Source organism: Microvirga antarctica, from assembly GCF_017921815.1.
GTDB classification, from domain to species: Bacteria; Pseudomonadota; Alphaproteobacteria; order Rhizobiales; family Beijerinckiaceae; genus Microvirga; species Microvirga antarctica.
Window position 1 is genome coordinate 1 of the sequence record NZ_JAGEMM010000007.1, and the last position, 16,970, is coordinate 16,970.

Genomic DNA, 16,970 nt, shown 5'->3' on the forward strand with positions numbered 1-16,970 from the left:
CCGAAGGTGGCAGGAGTGAGGGTGGCAGGCCGCCGTTCCGCGCCCGTCCCGATGTCGGCGAGCGCGCCCACCGACCCGCAGGCGACCGTCCGTTCCGTGCCCGCGAAGGCGACAGCGAGCGGCCGCGCGGGCCTCGGCCCGAAGGTGGCAGGAGTGAGGGTGGCAGGCCGCCGTTCCGCGCCCGTCCCGATGTCGGCGAGCGCGCCCACCGACCCGCAGGCGACCGTCCGTTCCGTGCCCGCGAAGGCGACAGCGAGCGGCCGCGTGCGCCTCGGCCCGAAGGCGGGAGGCCAAGCCGTGGCCGGGACGGCGACAAGCCGTTTCGCGCCGGGGGCGACGATCGTCCGCGTCGGGGTCCGCCCCGGAGCGACGGTCCGTCCCGCGGTGCCCCGCGCGGGGCGCCCGGCGGCGGTTTCAAGGGCGGCCCGAAAAGCGGTCCCGGCGGCGGCAGGGGTGGCCCCCGTGGCGGTGCCAGTGGTGGCAAGGGCGCTCCGAAGGGCCGTCGTCCGTGAGAACTGACGCATGAGAATCGTGGGCGGGCGCTTGCGCGGCCGCTCGCTGGCCGGGCCGAAATCGGACGCGATCCGTCCGACCTCGGATCGGCTGCGCGAGTCGCTCTTCAACGTGCTGCAGCACGGTTATGACGATGCCATCGCGGGCGTGCGCGCTCTCGATCTCTTTGCCGGAACCGGCGCCATGGGGCTCGAGGCGCTCTCCCGCGGCGCGGCCTTCGCGCTCTTCGTCGACGAGGGGGCCGAGGCCCGCAGCCTGATCCGCGAAAATGTCGAGGCTCTCGGCGTCGGTGGCGAGACCCGCCTGTTCCGCCGGGACGCCACCCGCCTGGGCGCGGCCGCGCCCGTTGCCCCGTTCCAGCTCGTCTTCTGCGATCCGCCCTATGGTCGCGACCTCGCTCCGAAAGCGCTCGTCTCCTGCGCCGACGGCGGCTGGCTGTCGCCCGGCGCGCTCGTGGTGGTGGAAGAGGCGCAAAGCGCTCCCCTCACGCTGCCGGCGGGCTTTGTCCAGCTCGAACGGCGCGATTACGGGGACACGCAGGTGGTGTTCGGGCGGTTCGGATAGGCGCGTCTCAAACGCTTGTTCGTCCGAAAACCGCGTGGAACCAATGGCTTGAGGGCGAACCTACCGCCGTCCGAACAGGCGTTCGATATCGGCGAGCTTGAGCTCCACATAGGTGGGGCGGCCGTGATTGCACTGGCCGGAGAGCGGGGTCACTTCCATCTCGCGCAGGAGCGCGTTCATCTCGTCGGGCTTCAACTGCCGCCCGGCCCGCACCGAGCCGTGGCAGGACATGCGGGACAACACCGCGTCGAGGCGGGTCTCGACCGGGCTCTGGCCGCCCTCCCCCCATTCGGCGAGCGCATCCGCCACATCCTGCACCAACGCCTTGATCCGCCCGCCGGCGAGTGCCGCCGGCACCTCGCGCACGAGGATGGCGCCGGGCCCGAAGGGCTCGATGACGAGACCCAGAGCCGCCAGAGTCTCGGACTCCGCACAGACCCTGTCCGCATCCACCGGATCGAGATCGACCACGTCCGGGATCAACAGCAGCTGGCGGGCGATTCCGGCGCTCGCACGCTCGCGTTTGAGCCGCTCGTAGACGAGGCGCTCGTGAGCCGCGTGCTGATCGACGATGACGATTCCGTCCTGCGTCTGGGCCAGAATGTAGGTGCCGTGGACCTGCGCCCGCGCTGCCCCAAGCGGAGACGATTCCATGCCGTGGCTCGGAACGATCCGGCTATCCGCCGAAGGCCCTGAAAAATCCGAAAAGCCGCGCTGCGGTTCGGACAGGCCCTGCCCGTAATCCGGAGCGAGCGGGGCCTGCAAGCCGCCAAAGCCAGCGCTGGAGCGGATCGCGCCGCCGCGATGATGGGAGGCGGCCAGATTGAGCGGGTGATGACCCGGGATACCGCCATGGGGACGCAGGCTGTCCAGCGTGCGCATGCCCCCGGTCGTCGCGGACCGAAAGCCCGAGCGGGTGATCGCCTCGCGCAAGGCGCCGACGACGAAACCGCGAATGAAGGCCGGGTCGCGGAAGCGCACCTCGGTCTTGGCCGGATGGACGTTGACGTCCACGTCGCGCGGATTGAGGTCGATCATCAGCGCCAGCAGGGGATGACGATCGGACGTCATCACGTCCGCATAGGCCCCGCGTACCGCGCCGAGGAGCAGCTTGTCGCGCACCGGGCGGCCGTTGACAACAAAATGGATGTGGGTCGAGGTGCCGCGATGGTAGGTCGGCAAGCCGGCAAAGCCGCTGACCCGCACGCCCTCGCGCGCGATCCCGATCTCCATGGCGTTGTCGGCGAAATCCGGCCCAAGCACCCGCGACAGCCGGCGCAGGAAGCCGTGCTCGCTGGGTTCCTCCGGTGCGTAGGTGAACGGCGTCAGATGCTCGCCCGCCAGCGTGAAGCGAATGGTCGGATGGGCGATGGCGAGCCGCTTGACGATCTCGGCCACCGCCTGCGCCTCCGAGCGGTCGCTCTTCAGGAATTTCAGGCGCGCAGGCGTCGCGGCAAACAGATCCGTGACCTCGATCCGGGTTCCCACGGGGGCGGAAACCGGCCGCACCGGGCCCTTCAGGCCAGCCTCGACCACGAGATTCGCCGCCATATCGGCCGCGGGCGTGCGGGTGGTGATGGACAGGCGCGCGACGGCCCCGATGGACGGCAGGGCCTCGCCCCGAAAACCGAGAGTGCTGATGGCAAACAGGTCGCCGTCCGGAATTTTCGAGGTGGCGTGTCGCTCCACGGCGAGCGCCAGATCGTCCGGGCTCATGCCATGCCCGTCATCGACGATCCGGATGAGCTTGCGGCCGCCCGCCTCGATGGCGACCTCGATGGAGCGGGCGCCCGCATCGACCGCGTTCTCGACCAGTTCCTTCACGGCCGAGGCCGGACGTTCGACCACTTCGCCGGCGGCGATGCGGTCGACCAGGATGGGATCGAGACGGCGGACGATCATGACGGTTGGGGCTCGGACGATTCGGAGGGAAACAATAGGCCCATTGCGGGCCGCATTCCACAAACGGCCCCGTAAGAGCAGGGGACGACGGGTCCCCTACTTGCCCTCGGCCAGATATTGCTTGGCGAGGATCTTGCCTTCCTCCACCGCCGGCTGGTCGAACGGATCGACGCCCAGCGCATAGCCGGTCAGGATCGTCTCCAGCATGAAATGCATCAGCAATTCGCCAAGCGAGCGTTCGTCGAGCGTGTCGAGGTGCATGGTGCGGGTCGGACGGCCGTTGCGGGCGAGCGTATCGGCCGTAGCGCGTCCCTGGGCCGCCACGAGATCGCCCATGTGCTTGCCGGCAAAGCCCGCCTCGCCCGCGCGCTTGGACAGTTTCTCGTCCATCACCGGCCCGAGACCCGCAACGCCTGTCGTCATGACGGTGAACAGCTTGTCGTTGGGGCCGCCGAGATAAAGCTGCATCTGGCTATGCTGGTCCACCGGCCCGATGGCAGCGACGGGCTGCGAGCCCTTGCCGTCCTTGCCCACGCTTTCGGCCCAGAGCTGCACCCACCAGCGGGTGAAGCGCTCCAGCCGGTCGGCATAGGCCATGGTGACGGTGATGGCGCGGCCTTCCAGCGCCACCGCGATGTTGAGCGCCGCCCCCAGAGCCGCGGGAACATCCCGCGCGGCCTTGCCGTCGCGGACCGGCCCGTAGGCATCCGCCGCACCCTGCCGGATGGCCTTGACGTCGAGGCCCATGACGGCCGCCGGCAGCAGGCCCACATTGGTCAGCACCGAGAAGCGGCCGCCGACGCCGGGATTGTGGTCGAGAAACCGCACGCCCTCCGGCTCGAGCAGATCGCGCAGGCCGTTCTTGCGGCCCTCCACGCGGGGCTCGGACAGACCCAGAAGGGTGTCGGCCGGCCGCGCCCGCAGACCCGCCTTTTCGAGCGCGCCGAGGACCGCGATGGTCTGCATCAGCGTCTCGCCGGTGCCGCCGGATTTCGAGATGGCGACGAAGCGCGTGGAGGACAGCGGCAAGCGGTGCAGGATGTGGTCGAAGGTGATCGGATCCAGATTGTCGAGGAAATGCACGCGCGGACTGTCGATGAAACGACCGGCGCCGGGCACCGCGTAATCCTTGAGCTGCGCCAGCGCCTGTCCGCCGAGGCTCGACCCGCCGGTGCCGAGAAACACCACGTCCGTCGCGTCCCGCCGCAGGAACGCAGCCGCATCCGCGATGGCTGTAAGATCGGCGGTCTCGTAGGGCAGTTTGAGGAGCGGCAGGCGACCCGAGGTGTCATCCTCCAAAAGCCGCTTCAGCGCTGTCTCGACGGCGGACAGCGCCGCATCGAGCGCCATCGTCGGAAGGCCGCTCGCGCCGATGGACGAGGCAAGGGCAAGATCGATGGATTGCTTCAGGGCCATGCGGGAACGCTCCGAGTCGTCACAAGAGGGAGCCGAACACTAGGGCAGACGCGCCGTGGCGGGAAGAGCGCCGCCCGCCCGTCCGAACGCGACAGGCCTCAGAGGCCGGTGGGACGCCCGGCGATCACCGTCAGCATCGGGCCTGTGCCGAAGATCCGGTCGCTGGCGCTGCGGATATCGGCCTGCGTAACCGACGCCACCAGTTCGTTGCGGCGGGCGATGTAATCGATGCCGAGGCCCTCGAAGGCGATCTGCACCAGTGTATGGGCGATCTTGGTCGAGGTATCGAAGCCGAGCGCGTAGGACCCGACGAGATAATCCTTCGCCTTGCGCAGTTCGTCATCGGTCGGCCCATCGGTGTGGAGCCGTGCGATCTCCGATCCGATCACATCGAGGCACTCGGTCACGCGCTCGTTCTTGGTGGCGGTGTAGCCCCACGTCATCGACGCGGAGCGATAGCTCACCAGCGACGTGCCGACGCTGTAGGCGAGGCCGCGCTTTTCGCGCACCTCCTGGAACAGCCGCGATGTGAACGCGCCGCCCCCCAGAATATGATTGAGCACATAGGCCGGGATGAACCCGGGATCGCGCCAGGTGATGCCCTGCGTCCCGAACCGGATCACCGATTGCGGCACGTCGAGATCGGCCACGATGCGCTGACCCGTGGCGATCAGCCCGACGGTCTCAATCGGCGTCAGCGGCTCGGCCTCGTGCAGGCCGCCAAAGACCTTGTCGACGAGGGCCGACAGGCGCTCCGCATTGATGGCGCCGACAACCGCGATCTTGACGCGACCACGGGCGATGAGGCGGCGATGCATGTCCACGAGGTCATCGCGCGTGATCATCGACACGCTCTCGACCGTGCCGGATGTGGGGCGCGAATAGGGATGGTCCGGGAAACCCGCTTCAAAGAAATGACGGGTCGCCATGACGCCGGGATCGTTCTGCTGGTAGCGCAGGCCCGCAATCGTCTGCGCGCGCACGCGCTCGATGGAATCGGCATCGAAACGCGGCTCGGCAAGGGCCAGCCGCAAAAGATCGAATGCTTCATCGGCATGCTTGAGCAGGGTTTTCAGCGAGCCGCCGATGGCGTCGTTGCCGGCGTTGAACGACAGCTCGATGGCGCGTCCCGCAAGACGCTCCTGAAAGGCGTCCGAATTGTAGTCGCCCGCGCCCTCGTCGAGCAGGCGGCTCAACATCTGGGCCACGCCGGGCTTGTCGACCGGGTCCTGGGCCGAGCCGCCTTCGAACGTGAAGGCGACGGCGATGAGCGGCACCACATCCGATTCCACATGCCACGCCTCGACGCCACCCGGAGACGTCAGGGTCTTCACCACGGTCGGGGAGGCAGAGCGCGTTGCAACGGAGGATGTCATGAAACTCTCACTCAAAGAACCGGCGATCAGCCAGCAGGCTTTTTCAGGTATCCGGTCACAGACCGGCGCGGGATGAGAAAGCGTTCGGCAACGGACGCGAGATCGTCCTTCAGCACGGCCTCGATCTCCGACGGCCAACGCTGGACGTCCTCGATGCTCTCGCCGATGGCGAGCGCCGAGCCGTAAATGCGCGCCAGCGACGACTGGCTGTCGGTCGAATAGATCGTCTCGGCCACCAGGCGGATCTTGGCGCGCTCGATTGCCTCGCCATCGAGCGCAAGAGCAGGCGCGGCGCGCAACGCCGCATCGACGGCAGCTTCCAGCGTCTCCAGCGATACGCCTTCAGCCGGCACCGCATAGACGCTGAAGCGCGTCTCTTCCATGGCCGATGACATGTACCAGGCGCCGGCATTGACGGCGACGCCCTGCTCGAGAACGAGCGCGCGATACAGATAGGAGGTCGGCCCGCCGCCAATGACTTCGGCCAGCAATTCGAGCGCGTAGCAATCGCGATCCGTCGCCGAGCAGCAGGACGGAACGAGATAGAGCCGCTGCAGGGTCGGCTGTTCCACCTTCGGATCGGTGACCGTGATATGGCGCGCAGCGGTGGGTTCGGGCTCGCGCGGACGGAAGCGGATCGGCCGTTCGCCGCGCGAGGGCACGCGGCCGTAGGTCTCCTCGCTCAGCAGGCGCACTTCGTCGGGCGTCACATCGCCCGCCACCACCAGGATGGCGTTCTCGGGCGTGTAGAAACGGTTGTAGTAATCGAGCGCGTGCGCCCGGTTGAGGCCTTCGATCTCGTGCATCCAGCCGATGATCGGAATGCCATAGGGGTGATGCACGAACAGGGAGGCGGCCATCGCCTCCGACAATTGCGCCGACGGATCGGTTTCGACGCGCATCCGGCGCTCTTCGAGCACGACGTCGCGCTCGGGCGCGATGACGCTTTCGTCGAGAAGCAGGTTGGTCATGCGGTCGGATTCGAACTCCATCATGGTCTTGAGGTGTTCGCGGGTGACGCGCTGGAAATAGGCCGTGTAGTCGAACGACGTGAAGGCGTTCTCCTGGCCGCCGAGGCCCGACACGACCTTGGAGAATTCGCCCGCCGGATGTTTGGCCGTTCCCTTGAACATCAGGTGCTCGAGAAAATGCGCGATGCCGGATTGGCCGAGCGGATCATCCGCCGAACCATTGCGATACCAGATCATGTGCGTGACGACGGGCACGCGGTGATCGGGGATCACGACAACGTCGAGACCGTTTTCCAGCGTGAAGGACGACACCTCGGGACCGCCACCCTCAATGCGCCCGAAAGGCGGAGCATCTGTGCGTCGAATGGGCCGGGGGACAGTATCCATGACGGTTCAACCTTAACGGAATCGGATCGGCTGACGATTTTCTCCTATGGGAGATACTGCAATCCGACGATCAAGCAAGCGAAGCAGGGCACCTTTGGGGTGCAGAGGCTATAATTCGCAACGGCGACAGCAAGTCAGAAACGGCTTCGGGCGAAGCGGAGAACCGTTCGCCCGAAGGAAAAGCATACAAGGGGAAGCGCTTAGCGCTTGTTTTGCTGCTGAATGAAGCCAAGAGGGCTGTCCGGATCCACCACCGGGACTTCGTCCACCGAGGCCTTGAGCGGCGCGCCGCCCTGGGCCTTGAGAAGCGGAGCCGGCGGATCGCTGAGATAGCGGCGCTCGATCCCGTTGCCCGACAACTTGACGTCGTCGCCGGTCTTGAAGGAGCGGAGCTGGTCGGGGCTCATCTTGCTGTTGTCGGCCTGGCCGCCGACCATGGCGGGCGGCGTCTTCACGTAATTGTCCGGGTTCCGGCCGGCCCGCATCTCCTCGGGCGACAGAAGGCCGCCGCGATTGGCGCGGTAGACGTCCGAACTGGTGGCCGGAGCCCGCGCATCGGCCGAGGCCTTGCGGGCCGCGGCGACGTCCGGATCCTTCGGCCAGTTCGCGGTGGATTCGGCGCTGCGCGGAGGCGCAGGCGCCCGCAATTCCATCTTCGGCGGAAGAACGAGCGGCGGCCGCTCGTTGTAATTGATGGGCGGCTTGTCCTTGGGGATGATGCCGATGCTGCCGAGGAGGCTCTTCATGACCTCCCCTTCCTGGGCCGACGCGCCAGAGGCCGCGACCATCAGCGCCAACGCGCCGGCACAACCCAAGACCTTCAATCCCCTCATGGCACCCACCTTCCGGATATTCCCATTGTGGCCGAAACGCCTGATCGCCCAATGGGGCAAACATAAGGCAAAGGCTCGTTTTGGTGCCGGGCTCAAGCTAAGCGGCGCCGTTCCAGCACGAAGGAGTCATAGAGCAAACCGACCACCCCCGCAACGATGGCCGCATCCGCCACGTTGAACACGTACCAGGACCAGTCCCCGATCCGCAGTTGAATGAAGTCGAAGACGGCCCCGTAGGCGAACCGGTCGATGACGTTGCCGACCGCACCGCCGACGATGAGGCCGAGGGAGGCCGCCAGCATCTTGCCGGAGGCCCGGCGAATCCACACCGTCAGGGCGATGGCGGCCACGATCGACACGACGATGAGGATCCAGCGCCCGAGATCCTCGTGCTGCTGAAACATTCCGAACGAGATTCCGCGGTTCCAGACCACGATCAGGTTGAGAAACGGTCCCAGCACCACGGGTTCCCGTACCGGCAGGTCGTAGACGAACAGGGTATAGAGCTTCGTCGCCTGATCGAGGATCAGGACGAGCGCCGCGATGCCGAAACCGATCCGGGCAGCCGCCGACGTGGAAGGCCGGCTCACGCGCCGGCCCTCGCGAGGTCCCATTCGCGCAAGGCCAGCGCGTCGCGCGGCGTCACGTCCGGATATTCGGGATCGGCCCCAACATCCGGCGAGACCTTCCACGAGCGGGCGCATTTGCGGCCTTCGGCCAACGCCGGCACGACGGCCACACCCTTGACGTCCTCCAGCCGGAACGCGTCTGCCGGGCCCTCGCCGGCTTCGACGCGGATATCGGACGTGATGCAGATTTCGGCGAGATCCAGCCCCTGCACCGCCGCGAGCAGGTCCGGATCGGTCACAGAGACAATCGGTGCCGCCTCGAGGCTCGCGCCGATGCGTTTCTGCGCCCGCTCGATCTCCAGTGCGCCGGTGACGACCCGGCGCACACGGCGCACCTTCGCCCAGCGGGCCGCAAGCGCATCGTCGCGCCATGCCGCCGGGATCTCGACGAAGGTCTCCAAATGCACGGATTCGGCGTCCGGATAGCGCGCGAGCCATGCCTCCTCGGCCGTGAAGGCGAGGATCGGCGCCATCCAGGTGGCGACCGCGCGGAACGCCACGTCGATGACCGTGAGCGCGCTCTTGCGCACATGGCTCGAGAGCGGATCGCAATAGAGCGCGTCCTTGCGGATGTCGAAATAGAACGCCGACAGGTCGCTTGTCAGGAACCCGTTGAGCAGCGCGATCACCCGCTTGTAGTCGAAGCTGCGATAGGCCTCGCGCATCTCGCCGTCGAGTTCGGACAGGCGATGCAGCACGAAGCGCTCGAGGTCCGGCATGTCGGCGAACGCCACCGTGTCGGCCGCGTTGAAATGACCGAGCGATCCCAGCATCCACCGCACCGTGTTGCGCAGCTTGCGATAGGTCTCGACGAAGGTCTTCAGGATCTCGGGACCGATGCGCAGATCGTCCGCGTAGTCGGAGGCCGCCACCCACAGGCGCAGGATGTCGGCGCCCGATTCCTGGATGACCTTCTGGGGCGCCACGACGTTGCCGATCGACTTCGACATCTTCTGGCCCTTCTCATCGAGAACGAAGCCATGGGTCAGGACAATGTCGTAAGGCGCGCGCCCGCGCGTGCCGCAACTCTCCAGCAATGACGAGTGAAACCAGCCGCGATGCTGGTCGGTGCCTTCGAGATACATGACCTGGTCGGGCCCGCCATCGACCTTGCGCTTCACCTTGAGATCGTCGCGTTTTTCGAGCGCGAAGGCGTGCGTGCAGCCGGAATCGAACCACACGTCGAGGATGTCGCCGATCTTGTCGAAATCAGCCACCTCGTGACCGCCCGCCGAAAGGAAACGCTGGCCGTCATCCGCATACCACGCATCGGCGCCCTCGGCCTCAAAGGCCGCCGCGATGGCGGCGTTCACGCGCTCGTCCTTGAGGATGTCGCTCGTGCCCTTGCGCACGAAGACCGCGATGGGAACGCCCCAGGCCCGCTGCCGCGAGACGACCCAGTCGGGCCGGTTCTCGATCATGCCGGTGATGCGGGTCTCGCCCGATTCAGGAACCCATTCGACCGTGCGGATGGCTGTCAGCGCGCGCTGGCGCAGCGTGTCGCCCTCGTGGTCGAGCGCCTTGTCCATGGCGATGAACCATTGCGGCGTGTTGCGAAACAGCAGCGGGGCTTTCGAGCGCCAGGAATGGGGATATTGGTGCTTGAGACGACCGCGCGCGATCAGCGCGCCGACTTCCATCATCTTGCGGATCACCGCCTCGTTGGCGCCGCCATCCTTGCCCTTGTCGTCGTAGACGCGCTCGCCCGCAAAAAACGGGATGTCGGAGAAGTAGGACGAATCCGGCGACACCGTATGCGGCACCTGCGGCGTGCCGCAGGCCTCGAACACCGCCCGGTGCTTGAGGAAGGTGTTGTAATCATCCGCGCCGTGTCCGGGCGCGGTGTGCACGAAGCCCGTGCCCGCATCGTCGGTGACGTAATCGGCCGGCAGCACCGGGACGGCGAAGTCCCAGTAGCTGTTCGCGCCTTCGAGCCCGCGAAACGGGTGCGCGGTGCGCTGGATCATCACCGGCAGCACATCCTTCACGCGCGCATAGGCCCCGACTCGGGCGGCCGCGAAGACCTCGGCTGCGAGCTTGTCGGCCAGCACGAGGCGGTCGCCCACCTTGGCCCAGTTATCCTCCGCCGCCTCCGTGACCTCATAGAGGCCATAGGCGATGGTCTCGCCATACGCGATGGCCCGGTTGGCCGGGATCGTCCACGGGGTCGTGGTCCAGATGACAACGGACGCGCCGGCGAGGTCGCCGTCGAGCGTCTCGGTGATGGGGAACTTCACCCAGATCGTGCTCGACGTCTTCTCGTGATATTCGACTTCGGCCTCGGCCAGAGCCGTCTTTTCCACCGACGACCACATCACCGGCTTCGAGCCGCGATAAAGCTGGTCCGTCACGGCGAAATTCATGATCTCGCGCGCAATCTGCGCTTCCGCATCGAACGACATGGTGGCGTAGGGATGGTCCCAATCGCCCTCGACCGCCAGGCGCTTGAACTCGGCGCGCTGGATGTCGATCCATTTCTCGGCGAAGGCGCGGCACTCGCGCCGGAACTCGATGACCGGCACGTCATCCTTGTTCTTGCCGCGGGCGCGGTATTCCTCCTCGATCTTCCATTCGATCGGCAGGCCGTGGCAATCCCAGCCCGGCACGTAGTTTGAATCGAAACCGAGCATCCCTTGCGAGCGCACCACGAGATCCTTGAGGATCTTGTTCAGCGCGTGTCCGATATGGATGTTGCCGTTGGCGTAAGGCGGGCCGTCATGCAGGACGAAGCGCGGACGCCCCTTCTGCACCTCCCGCTGGCGCTGGTAGAGCTTCATCTCCTCCCAGCGCTTCAGCAGCTGCGGTTCCCGCTGCGGCAGACCTGCGCGCATGGGGAAATCGGTCTTGGGCAGGAAAAGCGTCTCGGAATAATCGCGAGCCGGGGTTTGCGTCGTATCGGTCATGGTGGTCAATAATCTCGGGCTTCCCGCAAGGGCGCGGCACAATCAGGCAATCTGTGAGGGCGAGGTGTGTGTTGGTCGCGTGATCCGAGCCCTGGTCCGGTCTCGGCGGCGGCGGGTCACGCGTGACATCCCGGACATCGCGTTCAAGCGAGGGCCGGGCCGGTAATTCGCGGAATGCGTGCGACGCGCGCGCGGATCGCCTGGGAAACCTGGGACATGGCTGCCTTTTAGCAGCGACGCGCGGCAGAATAAAGCGGGCGGGAGGCGAATGGCCCCTTGAAAAAGCCGTACCCGCGCCCGACCCTTCGGAAGACCCCTCACCCTTGGTGAAAGTGACGATACCCATGACCTCCACCTCTGTGACCTCCACCTCTGTGCCCTCGACACCCGGGACCGAACGCCGCTCGCAGGCGGGCTTCGACCTCTCGCCGCCCTCCCCCGAGCAATTCAGCGCCCTTGTGGCCGATCTCGACGACGAGGAGCGCCGCGTTCTCCTCGACCACGGGACAGAACGCCCGTTCTGTGGCGTCTTCAACGAGGCCAAGGGCAAGGGCACCTATGGCTGCCGCCTGTGCGGCCTGCCGCTGTTCAAATCCGGCACGAAATTCGAATCCGGCACCGGGTGGCCGAGCTTCTTCGACCCGATCGACCGCGAGCACGTCGCCTTCATCCGCGACCAGAGCTTCGGCATGGTGCGCACCGAGATCCGCTGCGCCCGCTGCGAAGGGCATCTCGGCCATGTGTTCGACGACGGTCCGCCCCCCACCGGCGAACGTTACTGCATGAATTCGGCTTCCTTACGCTTCGTGGCCGATGGCGACCCGCTCCCCGACGATCTCGGCCGCGGGGCCCCGGAAGGCGAGCGCTTTGCCTAGCGGCCCATCGGCCCCATAGTGCCGGTGGGATTTCGGAAACCCCGCCGGAGGTCGCGCGTGCCGATTGAGATAACCAACCCGGCCGTGGGACGTGCGGCGGCCCCGGCCGCGCTCACCGGCTTCTATGCCGGCCTCCCCGTCTTCGACAGTTTCGAACACCTGACCGACCCGTCGATCTATACGCCGCTGCCGGCAGGCTGGCTGATCGGCACCTCGGACATCGTGCGCTCAACCGCCGCGATCGAAGCGGGTCGGTACAAGGTCGTGAACACCGCGGCCGCGGCGGTCATCGTGGCTGTGGCTAACGCCCTGAAAAACAATGACTTCCCGTTCGTTTTCGGCGGCGATGGCGCAGGCTTCGCGTTGCCGCCGGAGCTGCACGACCTTGCGGCCGAGGCGCTGGCCGAGGTCGCCACCTGGGTGCGCGACGAATTCGACCTCGACCTGCGCGTCGCCCTGGTGTCCATCGACACCCTCCGGGAGCGGGGTTTCGACGTCCAGGTCGCCAGGTTCGCGCCCTCGACCCATGTCTCCTACGCCATGTTCACGGGCGGCGGCCTCGCCTACGCGGAACGGCAGATGAAAGCGGGCGAGTTCGCCGTGCCCCCGGCGCCTGTGGGGGCCCGGCCGGATCTCAACGGCCTGTCCTGCCGGTTCGAGGAGATCCGCGCCGAGAACGGACTCATTCTGTCGCTCATCGCCATCCCGGCCTCCCCCGAGGTGGATCTTGCGACGTTCAACGCGGTGGTGGCCGATATCCTGCGCCTCGCCGAGCGGGGGCATGGCGGGAGCCGGCCAATTCCCGAGGGCGGCCCGTCTCTTGCGGCGCCCTTTAAGGGCTACGGGATCGAGCGCAAGGCCCTCCAGAAGCCCGGCCTTGCCGGCGCGCTCGGCCTAGCCGCCCGGCGCCTGGTCTCTTACGCCATTTTCGCGCTCAACCGCCCCGTCGGCAATTTCGATCCGACGCGGTATCGCCAGCAGCTCGTCGACAACACGGATTTTCGCAAGTTCGACGATGGCCTGCGCATGACGCTGGATTGCACACCGGCCCTTGCCGATGCCCTCGAGCGTCGTCTCGCCGAGGCGGAGCGGAAGGGCATCGTGCGCTTTGGCCTGCACCGGCAGGAGGCGGCTCTCATGACCTGCTTCGTGCCGTCCGCGACCCGCAGCGACCACATCCATTTCGTCGATGGGGCGATGGGCGGCTACGCGATGGCGGCCCGGGCGCTGAAACCGCAGGACTGATCAGCCGATCATCGACGCAACCGCGTCCTTGGCGAGCATGTGCCGGGCCTCTTCGGAATCGCGATCCATCCGCTGGATGAGCGCCTCGATGCCGTCGAATTTCTCTTCGCCACGTATCCAGCCGACGAATTCCACATCAAGCTCGCGCCCGTAGAGATCGCCCGCGTAGTCGAACAGGTGGACCTCCAGCAAGGGCGCGCCGTTGTCGAAAGTCGGGCGGCGTCCGAAGCTTGCGACCCCATCGACGTGTCTGCCCGCGACAGAGGTCCGGACGGCGTAGATTCCATGACGCAGCCCGCAATCGTCCGGCAATTTGAGATTGGCCGTCGGATAGCCGAGTTCACGGCCGCGCTTTTCCCCGTGACGCACCTCGGCCCGGACGAACCAGCGATAACCCAGCATGGCGTTCGCGCTCGCCACGCGACCGGCCTCAAGCGCCTGGCGAATGGCGCTGGAGGAAACCGGCTCCGAGCCCTCGGTCACGGCCGGGGCCACGTGGCAGGCAAGGCCACGCTCCCGGCACAAGGCCGCCATGATGGCGGGCGTTCCGGCCCGGCCACGGCCGAAATGGAAATCGTAGCCGATCAGCACGCCCGAGAGCCCGAGATCCTGCGCCAGAAGGTCGACGAATTGCTCGGCCGTGAGCGCGGCGAAATCCGCGTTGAAGGTCCGCACGAACACCCCCGCAAGCCCCATCCGCTCAAGGATGGCGAGCTTGATCGGCTCCGGGGTGAGCCGGAACATCGGGACATCGGGCTGGAAGTAGGAGCGCGGATGCGGCTCGAACGTCACCACGGCGGCGGGGCGTCCGGTTCCAAGCGTGAGCCGGATGAGTTCCTGATGCCCCCGATGGACGCCATCGAAATTGCCGATGGCCGCGACCGCGCCCTGAAGGCGCGCCGGCACGACATCGCCGTCGCGGCAGACGGCGAAACGCGGCGGGGACGGCGATGGGTCGGTGTGGGGCATGGATCTGGAAGTGGCCTCAGCGGTCGCGACGGTGTCGAAAACCCGCCCGCGGGTCAAGCGGGCGCAGTGTCAGGCTGCCCATGTCAGCACCGTGGTCACGGCGATGGGCCGCGCGCTCTGCCGGTCGACCCAATCCTGCACATGGTCGGATACCAGCGCGCCGCGATGCAGGTTGAGCTCCTCCGCGTGAATGCCACGGGCGACCAACAGGGCATCGATGCCGAACGCCACGGCCCCCGCGATATCGGTGCGGATGGCGTCGCCAACGGCCAGAATGCGGGCCTTGTCGATGGCCCGTCCAGACAGCAGCTCGGCTCCAGCGACCGCGCGCTCATAGATCGGCCGATGGGGCTTGCCCGCATAATAGACCCGCCCGCCCAATTCCTCGTAGGCAACCCCGATCGCGCCCGCGCAAGGGATGATGCGGTGGCCGCGCTCGACGAGCAGATCGGGATTGGCGCAAACCATGAGCAGATCGCGCGCCCGCATCTCCTCAAGGCGGGAGAGATAGTCGGCGGCAGTCTCGCGCTCGTCGTCGTCGAGGCCCGAGCACACCACGTAATCGGCCTCAGCCACCGTTCCGAACCGGACATCGAGGCCGTCATAAAGCGGCGTGTCGCGCTGCGGGCCGATATGGTGGACGACCTCGGAAAGGCGCTCCTCGATGGCAATCCGGGTCAGGTCGCCGGAGGTCACGATCGCGTCATAGGCGGACCGCGGCACGCCGAAGGAATCGAGCTGGGTAGCAACGGCCGATCCCGGCCGCGGCGCATTCGACACCAGAACGACCTGCCGGCCGGCGGCGCGAAAGCGCGTCAGCGCGTCGCCTGCGGCCTCATAGGCGGTCAGCCCGTTATGCAGCACGCCCCAGATATCGCAAAGGATGAGGTCATACCCATCGGCCAGGGGCTTCAGGCCCTCGACAAGAGCGGGACGGAGCGGCGCGGTCATGAGATCTCACTGGCTGTTCAGCCGGGCGGGTAGGCCGTCGGAGCCTTCAAGTCAACCGACGCGGCGCAGTTCCGTTGCCCGCAAAGGCATCGCGGCGGGTCCGAGGACTTCCGCGCGCACCGCCCGCGGGGCCGCGAACACGAAGCCCTGGGCCAGCGGCACGCCCAGATCCACGAGGGTCGGCACCATGTCCTCGTGGTCGACCCGGTCGGCAATCAAGCGGATCCCGGATTTGCGCAGCAGGGAGGCGAAATCGCGCACGCAGAGATCCGCCTCATTGTTCTCGCCTGCCGCCGCGATCAGCATCTCGGCCGGGAACTTGAGGAACCGCACGCCGCTTTCGGACAGCGCCCGCGCATCGAGGGAGAGGTCCGGCGCCTGGTCGAGGGAGAGCGGCAACCCGCAGCGGCCGAGGGCGGCGAGCGCTCCCCTCTCGCCGTCATCGAGCCCGCGCCAGCAGGCCTGGGACAATTCGAGTACGATCTTGCCGACAATCTCCGGCGAGGCGGCGACCATCCCCTGGAGCTGGTCGATGAAGTCCGGATGGGTCACGGAGCGTGGGGAGAGATTGACCGCGACGATGGCCTCGCTGCCTCGGGACATCAGATGCCGCGCCACGGCCATTGCCCGCGTCAGGACACGCCGGTCGAATTCCGGCGCGCGGCCGAGGCGCTCGATGCGGGAGAGGAATTCGGCCGGGGCCAGCAATGTGCCATCGTCGAGACGCAGCCGGGCGAGCGCCTCGTAGAAGCGGACTTTCCGGTTCGGCAGGCTGACCACGGGCTGCAGGTGGACCTCGATGCGGTCGGCCTCGAATGCCTGCGTCACCAGCCGGGTGCGATGAAGCTCGCTTTCGGTTTCGAGGGGTCGAAGAGGCAGCAGGGAGGGGTCCGGTTGAACCACCGCAACAGCGACCGGCCTTTCGTCCACCCGCCTGAGCGACGGTCGGGCGGCCGCGCCCGCGGGCTGCTGGAGGCTGTCCTTGATGTCCGCCACGTCCCGGTTTTGCGCCGCCACTGTGCGCGCGAGTTCGCGCACGACACCGCCGAGCATCCCGACCGTTCCCGTCACCTCCGCCATGGTGGAGCGCAAGACCGGGGACCCGCCTTGCGGGATCCGCGCCTGCTGCTGTTCAAGCCGCATCAGGCGACCGGCCAGGAAATCGACGTCATGGGCGTTGCGCCGCGCTTCCGCGGCGGCGGCTTTCGCCCGCACCCACGCCAGCGCGAGAATCGTGAGGGCGGCCACATGAAACACCAGAAGGAGAATGCTCATCAGCCGCACCTGCAGGGCGTAGCCGATCACCGCGACGGCAGCGCTTGCGGTGATGCCGATGGCGACAAGCCGTGCCTCGCCACTGTCGAGCCATCCCCGGTCTCTGGCTGGTTCCAGCATGGACGCCCCTGGTCCGGGCGATCCACCTTTCCGCGCCGGAA

14 protein-coding genes are annotated in these 16,970 nt (G+C 67.1%); 3 read left to right on the forward strand and 11 right to left on the reverse strand.

The window, feature by feature from the left end:
• The coding region (locus J4G32_RS18050; RefSeq protein ID WP_210496950.1) for a hypothetical protein at positions 1-524 on the reverse strand (524 nt) is incomplete at its 3' end.
• On the opposite strand from J4G32_RS18050, the gene rsmD reads away from it, so the two are divergent.
• Positions 523-1,077: a 16S rRNA (guanine(966)-N(2))-methyltransferase RsmD gene (gene rsmD, locus J4G32_RS18055; protein WP_210496951.1), complete on the forward strand. Its 555-nt coding sequence runs from the start codon at positions 523-525 to the stop codon at positions 1,075-1,077. The genes J4G32_RS18050 and rsmD overlap by 2 nt on opposite strands.
• A gap of 60 nt (positions 1,078-1,137) precedes the next feature.
• On the opposite strand, the gene mutL is transcribed toward rsmD, so the two are convergent.
• The 7 genes from mutL to ileS all read right to left on the reverse strand — a co-directional run bounded on the left by mutL (position 1,138) and on the right by ileS (position 11,494).
• A complete protein-coding gene (gene mutL / locus J4G32_RS18060; RefSeq protein ID WP_210496952.1) occupies positions 1,138-2,979 on the reverse strand; it encodes a DNA mismatch repair endonuclease MutL in 1,842 nt (613 codons plus the stop codon).
• A gap of 96 nt (positions 2,980-3,075) precedes the next feature.
• Positions 3,076-4,395: a glucose-6-phosphate isomerase gene (locus tag J4G32_RS18065; RefSeq protein WP_210496953.1), complete on the reverse strand. Its 1,320-nt coding sequence runs from the start codon at positions 4,393-4,395 to the stop codon at positions 3,076-3,078.
• 98 nt (positions 4,396-4,493) lie between these two features.
• Positions 4,494-5,771 (reverse strand): M16 family metallopeptidase, encoded by a 1,278-nt coding sequence (locus tag J4G32_RS18070; protein ID WP_210496954.1) that lies wholly within the window; start codon positions 5,769-5,771, stop codon positions 4,494-4,496.
• Positions 5,772-5,797: 26 nt separating this feature from the next.
• Entirely contained in the window at positions 5,798-7,129 is a 1,332-nt protein-coding gene (locus J4G32_RS18075; RefSeq protein WP_210496955.1) for a M16 family metallopeptidase, read from the reverse strand.
• A gap of 200 nt (positions 7,130-7,329) precedes the next feature.
• Positions 7,330-7,962 (reverse strand): hypothetical protein, encoded by a 633-nt coding sequence (locus tag J4G32_RS18080; protein ID WP_210496956.1) that lies wholly within the window; start codon positions 7,960-7,962, stop codon positions 7,330-7,332.
• Between the two features lie 92 nt (positions 7,963-8,054).
• Positions 8,055-8,552 carry a signal peptidase II gene (lspA, locus tag J4G32_RS18085; protein WP_425515532.1) on the reverse strand — a complete coding sequence of 166 codons (498 nt, stop codon included), beginning with the start codon at positions 8,550-8,552 and terminating at the stop codon, positions 8,055-8,057.
• On the reverse strand, positions 8,549-11,494 hold the full coding sequence (gene ileS, locus J4G32_RS18090) for an isoleucine--tRNA ligase (RefSeq protein WP_210496958.1): 2,946 nt from the start codon (positions 11,492-11,494) through the stop codon (positions 8,549-8,551). The genes lspA and ileS overlap by 4 nt, the downstream gene beginning before the upstream one ends.
• 344 nt (positions 11,495-11,838) lie before the next feature.
• Between ileS and msrB the strand changes: the two genes are divergently transcribed.
• Together msrB and J4G32_RS18100 are read left to right on the forward strand one after the other, a co-directional pair.
• Positions 11,839-12,369 carry a peptide-methionine (R)-S-oxide reductase MsrB gene (gene msrB, locus J4G32_RS18095; RefSeq protein ID WP_210496959.1) on the forward strand — a complete coding sequence of 177 codons (531 nt, stop codon included), beginning with the start codon at positions 11,839-11,841 and terminating at the stop codon, positions 12,367-12,369.
• Between the two features lie 63 nt (positions 12,370-12,432).
• Positions 12,433-13,614, forward strand: coding sequence for a DUF3095 domain-containing protein (locus tag J4G32_RS18100; RefSeq protein ID WP_343232689.1), 1,182 nt, complete (start codon positions 12,433-12,435; stop codon positions 13,612-13,614).
• Here J4G32_RS18100 and J4G32_RS18105 read toward each other — a convergent pair whose 3' ends face one another.
• The 3 genes from J4G32_RS18105 to J4G32_RS18115 form a co-directional block, all read right to left on the reverse strand.
• Positions 13,615-14,583 (reverse strand): bifunctional riboflavin kinase/FAD synthetase, encoded by a 969-nt coding sequence (locus J4G32_RS18105; RefSeq protein ID WP_210496960.1) that lies wholly within the window; start codon positions 14,581-14,583, stop codon positions 13,615-13,617. It lies immediately after the preceding gene.
• A 69-nt stretch (positions 14,584-14,652) separates the two neighbouring features.
• Positions 14,653-15,534 (reverse strand): TIGR01459 family HAD-type hydrolase, encoded by an 882-nt coding sequence (locus tag J4G32_RS18110; RefSeq protein WP_210496961.1) that lies wholly within the window; start codon positions 15,532-15,534, stop codon positions 14,653-14,655.
• 51 nt (positions 15,535-15,585) lie between these two features.
• Positions 15,586-16,929 carry an EAL domain-containing protein gene (locus J4G32_RS18115; RefSeq protein ID WP_210496962.1) on the reverse strand — a complete coding sequence of 448 codons (1,344 nt, stop codon included), beginning with the start codon at positions 16,927-16,929 and terminating at the stop codon, positions 15,586-15,588.
• Positions 16,930-16,970 lie beyond the last annotated feature (41 nt).